Annotated in this window: 8 protein-coding genes; 4 read left to right on the top strand and 4 right to left on the bottom strand. The window is 70.5% G+C overall.

Annotation, left to right across the window (positions count from 1 at the left end):
* Positions 1-1,036 precede the first annotated feature (1,036 nt).
* Positions 1,037-1,321: a LysM peptidoglycan-binding domain-containing protein gene (locus ABFX54_RS08285; protein WP_346102850.1), complete on the bottom strand. Its 285-nt coding sequence runs from the start codon at positions 1,319-1,321 to the stop codon at positions 1,037-1,039.
* A 1,524-nt stretch (positions 1,322-2,845) separates the two neighbouring features.
* Between ABFX54_RS08285 and lexA the strand changes: the two genes are divergently transcribed.
* Positions 2,846-3,553 carry a transcriptional repressor LexA gene (gene lexA / locus ABFX54_RS08280; RefSeq protein WP_346102848.1) on the top strand — a complete coding sequence of 236 codons (708 nt, stop codon included), beginning with the start codon at positions 2,846-2,848 and terminating at the stop codon, positions 3,551-3,553.
* 772 nt (positions 3,554-4,325) lie between these two features.
* Here lexA and ABFX54_RS08275 read toward each other — a convergent pair.
* A complete protein-coding gene (locus ABFX54_RS08275; RefSeq protein WP_346102846.1) occupies positions 4,326-5,168 on the bottom strand; it encodes a nucleotidyltransferase domain-containing protein in 843 nt (280 codons plus the stop codon).
* Positions 5,169-5,308: 140 nt separating this feature from the next.
* Here ABFX54_RS08275 and ABFX54_RS08270 point away from each other — a divergent pair, with 140 nt between their 5' ends.
* Positions 5,309-6,343: a MalY/PatB family protein gene (locus tag ABFX54_RS08270; protein WP_346102844.1), complete on the top strand. Its 1,035-nt coding sequence runs from the start codon at positions 5,309-5,311 to the stop codon at positions 6,341-6,343.
* Between the two features lie 88 nt (positions 6,344-6,431).
* Here ABFX54_RS08270 and ABFX54_RS08265 read toward each other — a convergent pair whose 3' ends face one another.
* Positions 6,432-9,620 (bottom strand): S41 family peptidase, encoded by a 3,189-nt coding sequence (locus tag ABFX54_RS08265; protein WP_346102843.1) that lies wholly within the window; start codon positions 9,618-9,620, stop codon positions 6,432-6,434.
* Positions 9,621-9,767: 147 nt separating this feature from the next.
* On the opposite strand from ABFX54_RS08265, the gene ABFX54_RS08260 reads away from it, so the two are divergent.
* Positions 9,768-10,196, top strand: a complete 429-nt coding sequence (locus ABFX54_RS08260; RefSeq protein ID WP_346102841.1) for a hypothetical protein — start codon at positions 9,768-9,770, stop codon at positions 10,194-10,196.
* A 50-nt stretch (positions 10,197-10,246) separates the two neighbouring features.
* A complete protein-coding gene (locus ABFX54_RS08255) occupies positions 10,247-11,215 on the top strand; it encodes a TIGR03557 family F420-dependent LLM class oxidoreductase (protein WP_346102839.1) in 969 nt (322 codons plus the stop codon).
* 52 nt (positions 11,216-11,267) lie between these two features.
* On the opposite strand, the gene leuS is transcribed toward ABFX54_RS08255, so the two are convergent.
* Positions 11,268-13,715, bottom strand: a complete 2,448-nt coding sequence (gene leuS / locus ABFX54_RS08250; protein ID WP_346102837.1) for a leucine--tRNA ligase — start codon at positions 13,713-13,715, stop codon at positions 11,268-11,270.
* Positions 13,716-13,769: the final 54 nt, after the last annotated feature.

Genomic DNA, 13,769 nt, shown 5'->3' with positions numbered 1-13,769 from the left:
CACCGCCATGACGGGACGCTCGCGCACACTCCACGGGTGCCCATGGAGCGGTCATAGAAACACAAGGTGTGGTGAACTACATCGGTGTAACTACTAGATGTTGTGGTCCAACCGTAGAAGCGAGCGACCATGAACGCAAGTTGAGCCGGCCCTTCCCGCCGAAGTCCCGCCGAAGTCGCTGATCAGCCCACTGTCCCCATCCGCCCCGGGCGTGTCGGCCGATCGTGAGTGATCTTCTTGCAGGTGAGGCGTCACATCGGTTGCTCCAGGCCTCGTTCGTGAACAAACCTCACAACGGTACCGAACGACACCAGCGCCGCTTCCGTCCCGCCTCATGAGCCTCCGTCACACACCGGTTTCCAGCACTTTCCGTACGTACGTCCATCACGCCCCCTGATCCCCCCGCACCGGGATCCCTTATGTACAACCCCTCTCACCTGCGCTCTCATCCCGCTGCAGACGGTCTGTCCGCCCCGGATTCCTCGCGCTTTTCCGGCCGATCTCAGGCTTGTTCGCGGTCGGCGTCATACGACCGCGCCGCCGGCCTCCTCGGGCCGCTCTCGTGCGGCCACGACTGAGCTCCGTGCACCTCTTAGCCGCTGTCCGGACGACGAGGGCCTCCAGTCCCTGCACACGGTGCTATCGGAGACCGGTGCGGCCTTCCACGATCGGACAGCCGGGAACAGGCCACCAGACGGGGAACGCCTGGGACGGGGCCGCCACCTGGCGCCGACTGGCAGGGAGCTCCATCTGACCAGGTAGGCCCAAAACCCGGCTACGCCCGACTCTCAGCGTCTGCGAGAACCCGCGGCGAGCGCCGGGCCGACCGGATGTGGCAGCCGCCGTAATGCCGTCGGCCGCCGTGAGGTCGCCACATGCCGTGGAGTCGTTGCTCGCCGTCAGGCCGTTGCTCGCCCGCGATGTCCTCGTCCGCCATGGGACCTGCTGCCCACCGTGCCCGTTGCCCGCACAGAACCGTCGGTGGCCGCAAGCCCCGCGATCATCGTAATGCTGGCGAATGCCGTGATCCCCGCTGTCACCGTAAGGCGGCGGTGTCGTTCGGGACGTACAGTCGGCTGCCGGGTCGGACGAGGGAGTCGGGCAGGCCGTTCAGCCGCTTGATCTCCTCCACCAGGGCCGTGGGTACGTCCCCCTCGGAAAGTGCCTCGGCGATCTTCCACAAAGTGTCCCCCTCGTGAACCTCGACCCACGGCAGCCCGGCCTGGCCGGTCACCACGACCTGAACGTCCGCGTGCCCCGCCGCACGCGTACCGAGCCAGAACCCCCCGAGCGACAGCAGCGCCACCACGATCACCAGCACGACCCGGCCTCGCCTCGTCAGCCGGACAGGGGTAGCGCCGTTCCGGGCCAGCCGCACCGGGGCAGCACCGGTCTGGCTCAGCCGAATGGTCCCGGTACCGGTACCGGGACGCCCCTGGGCACCACGCCGCCCTGCGACGCTACGCTGCCGTCCACCGTCGCGCCGCCCTACGCCGTCGCGCCGCCTCCCCTCGGAGCCGGGCTTTCTTCCAGTGATGCGCCGCACCTCAACACCGTTGGGCCGGCCGGAAGGGCCGTTGGGACGGGATGCGTCGCCCGCCCGGGAGGACGAGCTTTTCCGTCGCAGGAGACGACCACCTGCCCGGGAGAGCAGGCCGCCCCGTGCAGCGGCACCCCGTGCGGCTCCACGTGCGGCTCCACGTGCGGCGGCACCCCATGCTGCGCCCTGTGCAGTCTCACCCCGTGCAGGGACGCCCCATGCAGCGGGGGCGGCGCTCTGCCGCGAGGTCGATCCGGCTCGCCGAGGTGGTGATCCGATCCGCGAACCGGCCCGCCCAGATGATGATCCGATTCGTGAACCGGCTCGCCCAAGTGATGCTTCGTTCCGTCGAGACGGAGATCCGCCCTCTTGAGCGGGCGGGCCCGCCCCCTGGATGAGCGAGCCGATCCGCCATCGTCCGCCGGCGGACGATGATCGTCTCCTGGCGGATGACCGCTCGTCGCTGATCGTGGATCTGCTCCCCTCGGTGGCGACCGGGCGGAGCTCCACCCCTGGCTCGCGCTCCATCCCGGACTCGCCGGGCCCCCCTTGCTTGCCGGTCGCCCTTCGCTTGCGGGCGGCCCCGAACTTGCGACGCGTCCCGAGCTTGCGCCACCCCGCCCCTGACTCGCGGGCCGCCCCGGACTTACGGGCTGCCCCAAGCTCTCGGGCCGACCCAGACGCACGGACCGGCCCAAGCTCTCGGGCGGGCACAGGCTCTCGGACCGCCCCGGAGTCCCGGGCCGGCCCTGGCTTGCGGGCCGACGCGGTGTCATCCGCGCCGTCCGGCGTGTCGCTTCTCCGGCCCCGTCGCGATCTGGTGTTCGCGGGCGGCATCGTGTCGTCGGAGTCGTCACTCCCCGTACGCGGTGGCGGGACGAGGCGCAAATGGGATCTTCCCCCACCAGTTGCGCGGGGCCCCAACCTCTTACCGGAATTCGCTCGGACACCGGCCTTCACCCGCGTATTGTCTCCCCGTCGATCCTTACTCTGCGTGGCATCGGCTATCAGTGTGAGCTGGTTGACGTCTTCGCTGGTCGTGTCCGTATTTGTGGGCGTTCGCATGGATGACCTCCTGCCGTGTGGCCTGAGGAAAAGGCCAAATAAAGATCAGCAAATCGAACACGGTGTCGATCGAACTCCCGTACGATGTTCTACACCACACTGGCGACTTTTTCGAGGAAGACTCGAACAATTGTTTGAAGATGATCTTCAACAGCGATACGGTCGCTGTGTGCGACATCAGGACCACGGACCGGGAGGTTCGCCGGTAAGGCGGGCCACCAGGCGAGGAGGAGGAAGAGCATGACCGAGCGGGATGGCGCAAACGGGGTCAGCGACCTCGCGGTGCGCCGGCGAGACTCCCTGGGGCTGACCCCCAGGCAGCGCAAGATCCTCGAAGTGATCCGAGACTCGGTGCAACAGCGCGGATATCCGCCGTCCATGCGCGAGATCGGCGAGGCGGTGCAGCTGACGAGCACCTCCAGCGTGTCGCATCAGCTGACGGCGTTGCAGCGCAAGGGCTACCTGCGGCGCGACCCGCACCGGCCGCGCGCGCTTGAGGTCCGGCTGCCGGGCGAGCCCGTGCTGTGGGTCGACCCCGACGCCGGCGACGAGGAGCCGACGGTCAACCGCCCCACCGCCGCCTACGTCCCGCTCGTGGGCCGTATCGCCGCCGGTGGGCCGATCCTGGCCGAGGAGAGCGTCGAAGACGTCTTCGCGCTGCCCAAGCAGCTCGTCGGCGAGGGCACGCTGTTCCTCCTGCAGGTCACGGGTGACTCGATGATCGAGGCCGCCATCGCCGACGGCGACTGGGTGGTCGTCCGCCAGCAGCCGGTGGCCGAGAGCGGCGACATCGTGGCGGCCATGATCGAGGGCGAGGCCACGGTCAAGACCTTCAAGCGCAAGGACGGGCATGTCTGGCTCGTCCCCCACAACCCCAACTACGAGCCGATCCCGGGCGACGAGGCCAGCGTCCTGGGCAAGGTCGTAGCGGTCCTGCGCCGGCTCTAGCGGGGCGGGGCCGGGCAGTCCTGTTCGTTCCGTTCCTGGTCACACCGTCTGGGATTCGGAGTCGCAGGCCGGAAGGCGTGTGTCCTGATCGTCTCGGGTCATAGATCCTGGGATTCAGCGGCGCAGTCTGAAGGGCATGTGTCCCGATCGTCCTGGGTCAGAGGTCCTGGAAGTCGGAGCCGCAAGCTGACCCGTTCGTTCCAGGTCAGAGCTCCTGGAGTGCGGAGCCGCAGGGCCTGGGTCCTGTTCTTTCCGTGTCGCACCGCCTGCGGCGCAGAGTCGCAGGCCGCAAGACGTGTGTACCCTCGCCGCCATCGCGCCGACGGTCGCACCGCATGATTGATCGATGAGGTACGCCGCATCTGCGCCTCCAGGGGGCGTTCGGTGCTGCTGCCTGGTCACCGGTTGACGGGTCCGTCGCCGCTCCTACGCCGACAGCCACGGCGTGGGGGCGGCAGGCCATACGTCTCGGGCATCTCCGACATACGACCGCAACCCGCTCCCGGCCTCCTCCTCCCGGCGAGCGACAGGGTCGCCTCGGGATGCCCGGCGACGGCACGCAACGAAGCCGGCCTGGCTCGTGGCTCGTGATCCCCATCTCCTGCACCCGTGATGGGGCACCCGCCTCGTTGCTCAGGGTGTTCGCCCCAGATGACGCACCCTCGGGGGACGGAGACCGCCTCTCCACAGGGCGGATGCGGCTGACCGCTCACCGCACCTGTCTGTCCGCAGGGCAGGTCGGCCACGCGTGCGGCGGCTCGCCCGCAAGGCGTCAGCGGTTGTGGTAGAGCTTGTGGGCTGCGGTGATCGTGTGGTCGGCGAAGTCCAGGACGTCTCTTCTGCGTTCGAACGGGGAGCCGTACAGCGAGCGCCGGGGTGTGCCGAAGTGGTCGCCGAGGCCGGAGAGGACGCCCGCCACGGTCGGCGTGGCCGTGTCCTCCTCGCGTAGGCGCAGCGCCTCGTTCACCACCCGGTGCCAGCGCTCAGGGAAGACCTCCAGGGCGTGGCGCCCGGCCTCCGTCTTGGAGGTGATCTCGCCGGTCGCCAGCGTGTAGTGCAACCGGGCCACGCCCGTCACCAGCCAGACGGCGCCGTACCCGCCCAGGCAGGTGAGGCCCCACGGGGAGAGGGGGCGGGCGGCGCGGGTGAGCAGGCGGCGCCAGTAGAGGTCGAGATCGCGGTCGGTCCAGGCGGCCAGGGCGCTGGGATCGTTCCAGATCTTCAGCTCCTCCGGCTCGGGCCCCCGGCAGGTCAGGCCGTGGCGGGCGAGGGTGTGCCAGGTGACGGGGTTGAGGGTGCCCCGGCGGTCGAGCCGTCCCGCGCGGGCCTGGGGGCGCTCGCCCAGGCCGGCGGGGTCGTGGCCGAGGTCGTCCCAGGTGAGGTAGACGCCTTCGAGAGGATGGGCGCCGAGCTTGGTGTGGATGCGTTCCAGCACCTCCGCCGGCGGCGGGTCGGCCGTCACCGCCACGAAGTCGACGTCGCTGGTGCCGGGCCGGTAGTCCCCCAGTGCCGCCGAGCCCTCCAGATAGAGGCCCTCCACCAGACCGGGAGCCTCCGCGTCGGCCAAGATGAGATACGTCTCAACTATCGCGGCGATCTTCGGGTGGGGCGTCATGGCCGCCCAGCCTGCCACAATCCGCCGCACCGCCTCATCACAATCACGAATCCTAGAATGAGCGAGTGAAGGACGTATATCCCCCGATAGACCTTAAATCCACGCATGATGGGCTTAAGTGGTCGGCAGTCGATCCCGGGGTGATCCCTGCCTGGGTCGCCGACATGGACCTGCCCACCGCCCCCGCCGTCACCGAGGCCCTGCTGCGCCGGGCCGCCGGCGACCTCGGCTATCCGACCTGGCTGCTGGAGCAGAACGCCGGCCCGCTGGCCGAGGCGTTCGCCGAGCGCATGGCCGCCCGCTACGACTGGCGCCCCGACCCCGCCCACGTGCGCCCGTTCAGCGACCTCAACCAGGCCGTCCAGGCGCTCCTCCAGGTCTGGACCAAGCCGGGCGACGGGGTGGCCGTGCACGCCCCGCTCTACCACCCGTTCCTGGACACGCTGCAGATCATGGAACGCCCGCTCCACCCGATCCGGATGGAGCCGGACGGCGCCACGTGGCGCTTCGAGGTGCCCGACCTGTCGGACTGCCGGGTGCTGCTGCTGGTCAACCCGCACAACCCCACAGGCCGCGTGTTCACCCACGCGGAGCTGACCGCGCTGGCCGAGAGCGCCGAACGCCACGACCTGCTCGTCATCGCGGACGAGATCCACGCCGACCTGGTCTACGAACCGCACCGGCACATCCCGTTCGCCACGATCCTGCCCGAGCGCACGGTCACGATCACCTCCGCCACCAAGGCGTTCAACCTGGGCGGCATCCGCTGCTCGGTGGCCCACCTCGGGCATCCCGGCCTGCGCGCGGCCATGGACGCGCAGCCCCCGTTCGTGTACGGCTCCCCGAGCGTCTTCGGCGTCGAGGCGACGGTGGCGGCCTGGCGGCACGGGGACGACTGGCTGGCCGAGACCGTGACCCTGCTCGACCGGCACCGGCACACCCTCGCCCGGCGCCTGCCCGCCGGGTTCACCTACCGCGTCCCGGAGGCGACGTACCTGGCCTGGCTGGAGGTGGGGCGGCCGGGCATGGCGGAGGTGATCGAGCGGGAGGCCAGGGTGCGGCTGAACGACGGCGCGGCGTTCGGCCCCGGTGGTGAGCACTGTGTGCGGCTCAACTTCGCCACCACCGAGGCCATCCTGGACGAGATCATCGACCGGTTGGCCCGCGTCGTCTGACCCGCGTCGTCTGATCCACACCGCCGGGTCCGAGGCCCGCCCGGGCCGGTTCATACCCGACCCGAGCAGGCCTGCGCCAAGGCCGCGGTCAGCTCAGCGGGGGAAGGTCCGGCGGGGTGGCCGCCGGGTGTTCGTCGAGGGCCGCGAGCGCGAGCTCGATCGCTTTGTCGAGCTGCGGATCCCGCTCCGCCACCCGGTCCTGCGGCGTCATCACCACCTCGACGTCAGGGTCGACGCCGTGGTTCTCCACGCCCCAGCCGGGCCCTTCGAGCCAGAACGAGTACCGGGGCTGGGTGACCACGGTCCCGTCCACCAGCGAGTAACGGCTGTCGATGCCGATCACGCCGCCCCACGTCCGTACGCCGACCAGCGGCCCGATCCCCCGGTTCTTGATGCCCGCACTGACGATGTCACCGTCGGAGCCGGCGAACTCGTCGGCGATCGTCACCACCGGCCCGCGCGGCGAGTCCTCGGGGTAGCGCATCGGCTTGTAGCCGCGCGGCAGCGCCCAGCCGGTGACCCTGCGGGACAGCTTCTCCAGCACCAGCTCGGACAGGTGCCCGCCGCCGTTCTCGCGCACGTCCACGACGAGTCCTTCACAGGCCATCTCGGTACGCAGGTCGCGGTGGAACTGCGCCCATCCGCTGGCCACCATGTCAGGAACGTGCAGGTACCCGAGCCGGCCGCCCGACGCCTGCCTGACGTGGGCCCGCCGGCTCTCCACCCATTCGTGGTAGCGCAGCTGCGACTCGTCGGCGATCGGGGTGACCACGACGCGGCGCACGTCACCGCCGGACGCCGGCCGCACGGTCAACTCGATGGGATGGTCCGCGGTGCCGGCCAGCAGCGCCAGCGGCCCGCGTACCGGATCGACCGGGCGTCCGCCGACCGCGAGGATCGCGTCGCCGGGGCGGACCGCGACGCCGGGCGCGAGCAGCGGCGAGCGGGCGGCGTGGTCGGACGACTCGCCCGGCAGGATCCGGGTGACGCGCCACACGCCGTCGTCGTCCATGGCCAGGTCGGCGCCGAGTAGTCCCTGGCGGCGTCTCGGGTCGGAGCCCCCGCCGGTCGCGTACGCGTAGGCGTGGGAGGTGCCCAGCTCGCCCTGCGCCTCCCAGAGCAGGTCGATGAGCTCGGCGCGGGAGCCGATGCGCTCGACCATCGGCTCGTAGCGGTCGAGCACGGCCTGCCAGTCGACGCCGTTCATGTCGGCGCGCCAGTAGTGGTCGCGCATGAGCCGGCCCGCCTCGCGGTAGGCCTGCCGCCACTCGGCCACCGGCTCGATCTGGACGGCGATGCGGTCGAGGTCGATGGTGACGACGTCGTCGCCCTCGCTCGCGGCCCGGGTCTGCAGGCCGTTCTTGCCGTGGGTGACGAGCCTGGAGCCGTCGCCGCTGACCTCGAACGAGCGCACCTCCTTGGCCAGCTCGGACTTGGAGCGCTTCTTGAGGTCGTAGCGTTCGAGGACGACGTCGGGGCTCTGGTCGCTGCCGTCGCCGAGGCGCCCGGCGATCGGGTGACGCAGCCAGAGCAGCGCGTCCTTGGCCGCGCGCAGGTTGCCGTAACGTCCGGCCTGCACCGGTACGGGGACCACGCGGCCGAAGATCCCGTCGGGATCGACCTCGGTGCGCGGCGGCTCGTCGTCCTTCTTCTCCCCCTTCGCCGGCTTGTCGTCCTCGCCGTTGAACCCGCGCCCCTGGAGTGAGGGGTCGAACGGCGACGGCGTGGCGGCCTGGAGCGGCACGATGTACGGCTTGGTCCCGTAGGCGAAGGCCAGGTCGAAGGCGTGCGCGTCGTAGACGGGGTCGAACGTGCGCACCGACAGGAAGGCCAGGTGCTTGCCGTCCTTGGTGAAGACGGGGTCGTAGTCGACGAAGCGCGGCGGGGTCACCTCGATCACCGAGGTGCCGTCCACCCGTCCCATCTTGATCTGCGTCAGCCGTACGTCGTGCGGATGTTCCCAGGCCAGCCAGCCGGAGTCGGGGGAGAACGCCAGGCCGCTCACGTCGCCCTGCTCGGTCCTGTCCAGCTCCCTGACGTTCTCACTGTCGAGGTCGACGACGAGCAGCCGGCCGTCGTGCGTGGCCACGGCCACGTGTTTGCCGTCGGGGGCGGCGGCCAGCTCCAGCACCCGCCCGAGCTGCCCCGCGGCCAGCGCCCTGACCTCGCCGCCCGGGGTGCCGATCTCCAGGCCGTCCTCGCCGGTGGAGTCGGACACCCACACGGCCTTGCCGTCGGCGTCGAGGACCTGCGGCAGCCGTACGCGGACGCCCGGCTCGGCACGCAGCGCGCCCGCGGGCCCGTCGCGGTGGGTCACCCAGTGGGCGGTGCCACGGATCTCGACGGCGCTGGCGCGCCCGGTCGCGTCCGGCGCGTACGCCCCGACCCGCAGCGGCGCCGGCCGCCTGGCGCGCCCCGGCCGCGGCCCGCCGATCGTCACCTCCAGCCGGTACGGCTCCGCGTCCAGGCTCTCCATCAGCCACAGGTCACCCGCGTGGCTGTAGACGACCCGCTCGCCGTCACTGGTGGCGTGCCTGGCGTAGAACTCCTCGTGGGAGCTGTGCCGGCGCACGTCGGACCCGTCGGGCAGGCAGGAGTAGACGTTGCCGACGCCGTCCACGTCGGACAGGTAGACGATCCGGTCGCCCGACCAGCTCACCGACCAGTACTGCGCCGCGCTGTCGGCGAACAGGCGGGCGAACTCGCCGTTCCCCTCGGCGTCCACCCAGATCTTGGCGGCCGTGCCGCCCCGGTACCGCTTCCACTGCGACGGCTCACGCCAGATCGACGACACGGTGACGACCCGCGCGCCATCACCGGCCCCGGCCGCGGTCCCGGCCTCGCCGATGGGCCCGTTGACGCTCACGTCGCTCACCCAGCCGTACGGCAGCCGCGTGGCCGGCCCGCCGTCGAGGGGCACCGCGTACGCCCACCGCCGGGTGTCGGAGCTCTGCCCGGTCGCGCTGACCGCGAGCACCCGCCCGTCCGCCGTCCAGCCGCGGACCGAGGTCGAGCCGCCGCCCCAGTGCGTCAGCCGCTCGCCCTCCCCGCCGTCGATCTCGGCCGCGAACACCTCAGCGGCGCCCTCCCTGGTACCGGTCCACGCGATGCGCGCGCCGTCGGGCGAGAACCTCGGGTACGACACGGAGACGCGGTCGGCGGTGAAGCGCCAGGCTCTTCCTCCGGTCAGCGGGGCGAGCCAGACGTCGTCGTCGGCGACGAAAGTGACCAGGTCACCGTGCAGGTGCGGGTATCTCAGGTATGCGCCATTTGTCACAGCTGCACACTAGTCCGCGCGGTCAAGCCCGGCCTATGGATTCTTCCGCGAGCGGACGTGCCCCGTCCCCGGAAACCGCACATCAGAGAGGCGGAGGTATGTAGGGGTAAGGGATTGAATGTCGGGTTTTCGGAGAGATGAGGACACATGAAGATCTTCGCTCGCGCCCACCAGTTGCCGCCGCGTCTGGCCGCCGCGGCCATCATCCTGCACTCCGGCCTCGGCAAGACCCACGTGGACGAGCAGAACGCCGCGGCCACGCACGGCATGGCCGCGGCCGCCTACCCCTTCCTCGGCCGCATGGACCCGGTGGCGTTCGTCAGGCTGCTGTCCAGGTCCGAGATCGCCCTCGGCGTGGCCCTGGCGGCGCCGTTCGTGCCGTCGCTGCTGGCCGGAGCCGCCGTGACCGGCTTCGCGGCGGGACTGCTCGGCCTGTATCTGCGCACGCCGGGGATGCGGGAGGAGGGCAGCCTGCGCCCGTCCGCGCAGGGGCTGGCCGTCGCCAAGGACGTCTGGCTGCTGGGCATCGGCCTCGGCCTGGTGATCGAGGAGCTGTGCGAACGCGACCATCATTGATCTCCGCTTCCTCGACGCTAGACCAGACAAAGTCGGGGTAGCCGGGACACATGGTACAGATCGGCTACACCTTGATGTCCGAGCAGACCCCGGCCCGTGAGCTGGTCGACTACGCCGCCGCGGCCGAGCGCACCGGCTTCGACTACGCGGTCATCTCCGACCACTATTTTCCCTGGCTGGAGGAGATGGGGCACTCGCCCTACTGCTGGTCGGTACTCGGTGCCGCGGCGCAGGTGACCGAACGGCTACCGCTCATGACGTACGTGACCTGCCCCATCATGCGGTACCACCCGGCCGTGGTGGCGCAGAAGGCGGCCACGATGGGGGTGCTCAGCAAGGGCAGGTTCACCCTGGGGCTGGGCGCGGGCGAGAACCTCAACGAGCACGTCATCGGCGAGGGCTGGCCGCCCGTGGACACGCGGCACCGGATGTTCGCCGAGGCGGTGCAGATCATCAGGGAGCTGTTCAGCGGAGCGTACATCACCCGCCAGGGCGAGTTCTACGACGTGGACTCGGCCAAGCTGTACGACCTGCCGGAGCGGCCCGTCCCCATCGGCATCGCCGCCTCCGGCGGGCAGTCGGCCGAGCTGGCCGCCGAGTTCGGCGACGTGCTGGTCGTCAACGAGCCGATGCCGTCGGTGGTGCGCCAGTTCAAGGCGGCCGGGGGTGAGGGCAGGCCGATCTACGGGCAGCTGCCGATCGCGTACGACACCGACCGGGAGGCCGCCGTGCGGCGGGCCCACGAGCTGTGGCGCTGGTCGAGTGTCGGCGGCTGGAAGGTCATGGCGGAGCTGCCGGGACCGGTGAACTTCGCCGCGGCCTCCGGCACCGTCCGCCCCGAGGACGTGGCGCAGAGCGTGCCGTGCGGCGACGACGTGGCGGCCGTGGTGGAGGGCGTCAGGAGGTTCGCCGACGCGGGTTACACGCACGTGGCGCTCGTGCAGATCGGGCACGACCAGCAGCGGCCGTTCTTCGACTGGGCGGAGAGGAAGCTGCTGCCGGCCCTGCGCGAGCTGTGACCGGCCCCCTGTGACCGATGCTGGGGCCGGCCGCAGGGGGGACGAAGGGTGACTAGGGGACGATGTTGACCAGCTTAGGCGCGCGGACGATCACCTTGCGCGGCATGCCGGTCAGGTAGGGCGAGACCTTGTCGGAGGCCAGCGCCAGCGCGCGCAGCTCGTCCTCGCCGATGCCGGGCGGCACCTCCAGGCGGTCGCGCACCTTGCCCGCCACCTGCACCACGCAGGTGACCGACTCCTGCACCAGCAGCGCGGGATCGGCCACCGGCCAGCCGCCGAACGCGACGGGCCCGGTGCGGCCCAGCCGCTCCCAGCCCTCCTCGGAGGTGTAGGGGGCCACCAGCGACAGCATGATCGCCAGCGTCTCGGCGGCCTCGCGCACCGCCGGATCGGCCGGGCCGGGACCGGAGTCGATGGCCTTGCGCGCGGCGGAGGTCAGCTCCATCATCCGGGCCACCGCCACGTTGAAGCGGTAGGAGTCGATCAGCTTGGTGACCTCGTCGATGGTGCGGTGGGTCACCTTGCGCAGCTCGGTGTCACCGCCCTCGAACGCCACCCCGGGCTCGCTCGCGACCTCGGACATCACCCGCAGCGCGCGGGCCAGGAACTTCTGCGAGGCACCCGGCGACAGGTCGGCCCAGTCGATGTCGTCTTCCGGCGGCCCGGCGAAGATCATGGTCAGCCGGACGGCGTCCACGCCGAACTCGTCGATCTGCTGGCCCAGGTCCACGCCGTTGCCCAGGGACTTCGACATGGCCTTGCCGCCGTTGATCACCTGGCCCTGGTTGAGCATGCGCACGAAGGGCTCGGTGAAGTCCACCATGCCCATGTCGTGCAGGACCTTGGTGAAGAAGCGGGAGTAGAGCAGGTGCAGCACCGCATGCTCGATGCCGCCGACGTACTGATCGATCGGGCCCCACTTGCGCACCTGCTCGGGGTCGAACGGGCCGTCGGTGTAGCCGGGCGAGCAGTAACGCAGGAAGTACCAGGACGAGTCGACGAACGTGTCCATCGTGTCGGTGTCGCGCCGGGCCGGGCCCGAGCACTTGGGGCAGGCGACGTTGACCCAGTCGGTGGCGCTGGCCAGCGGGGAGACACCCTTCGGCGCCAGCGCCTCGCCGCGCATGTCGGGCAGCGTGACGGGCAGCTGCTCGTCGGGTACGGGCACCTCGCCGCAGTCGGGGCAGTGGATGATCGGGATCGGCGTGCCCCAGAAGCGCTGGCGGGACAGCAGCCAGTCGCGCAGCCGGAAGTTCACCGCGCCGGTGCCCCTGCCGTCGACCTCCAGGATCTCGATGATCTTGGCGATGGCCTCGGTCTTGGTCAGGTCGTCCAGCGGCCCGGAGTTGACCAGGGTGCCCTCGCCCGGCGTGGCCTCGCCGGTCTCGCCCGGGTCGGCCAGACCGGTGTGCACGACGACCCGCACCGGCAGGTCGAACTTGCGGGCGAAGTCGAGGTCGCGCTGGTCGTGGGCGGGCACGGCCATGATGGCGCCGTGGCCGTAGTCGGACAGCACGTAGTCGGCCGCCCAGACAGGGATGCGCTCGCCGTTGACCGGGTTGATCGCGTGGCGGCCCAGGAAGACGCCGGTCTTCTCCTTGTCGGTGGCCAGCCGCTCGATGTCGCTCAGCTTGGCGACCTCGGCGCGGTAGGCCTCGAACGCCGGGCGCTGCTCGTCGGTGACGATCTCGTCGGCCAGCGCGGCGTCGGCGGCGACGACGAAGAACGTGGCGCCGTACAGCGTGTCGGGGCGCGTGGTGTAGACGTGGACCGGCTCGTCGCGGCCCTCGATCTCGAACAGCACGTCGGCGCCCTCGGAGCGGCCGATCCAGTTGCGCTGCATGGTCAGCAGCCGCTCGGGCCAGGCGTCCAGCTGGCTCATGTCGTCCAGCAGGCGCTGCGCGTAGTCAGTGATCTTGAAGTACCACTGCGTCAGCTCGCGGCGGACGACGTCGGCGCCGCAGCGCTCGCACTTGCCCGCCACGACCTGCTCGTTGGCCAGCACCGTCTGGTCGTTGGGGCACCAGTTGACCAGGCCGCCCTTGCGGTAGGCCAGCCCGCGCTCGAAGAAGCGGTTGAACAGCCACTGGTTCCAGCGGTAGTAGTCGGGGTCGCTGGTGTGCAGGCGGCGCGACCAGTCGAAGGCGATGCCGTAGCGCCGGAAGGAGTTGGCCTGCGTCTCGATGTTGGCGTAGGTCCACTCGGCCGGGTGCGCGTTGCGCTTGATCGCGGCGTTCTCCGCCGGGAGGCCGAAGGAGTCCCAGCCGATGGGATGCAGGACGTTGTAGCCCTTCTGCATCCAGTAGCGCGCGACGACGTCGCCGATGGCGAACACCTCGCCATGGCCCATGTGCAGGTCGCCGGACGGGTAGGGGAACATGTCGAGCATGTAGCGGCGCTCGCGGGGGTCCGCGGCGTCCTCGCTCGCCCGATAGGGTTCCTGCTCCTCCCATCGCTGCTGCCACTTGGCCTGCAGCGCCTGCGGGTCGTACTCACTCACGGCTTGTGTCCTTCTGGCTTGACTCGGACCCAATAAGAAAACCCCCCGTGCACA

The organism is Nonomuraea maheshkhaliensis, assembly GCF_039529435.1.
Taxonomy (GTDB): Bacteria; Actinomycetota; Actinomycetes; order Streptosporangiales; family Streptosporangiaceae; genus Nonomuraea; species Nonomuraea maheshkhaliensis.
This window is presented reverse-complemented; position numbering and strand designations above follow the sequence as displayed.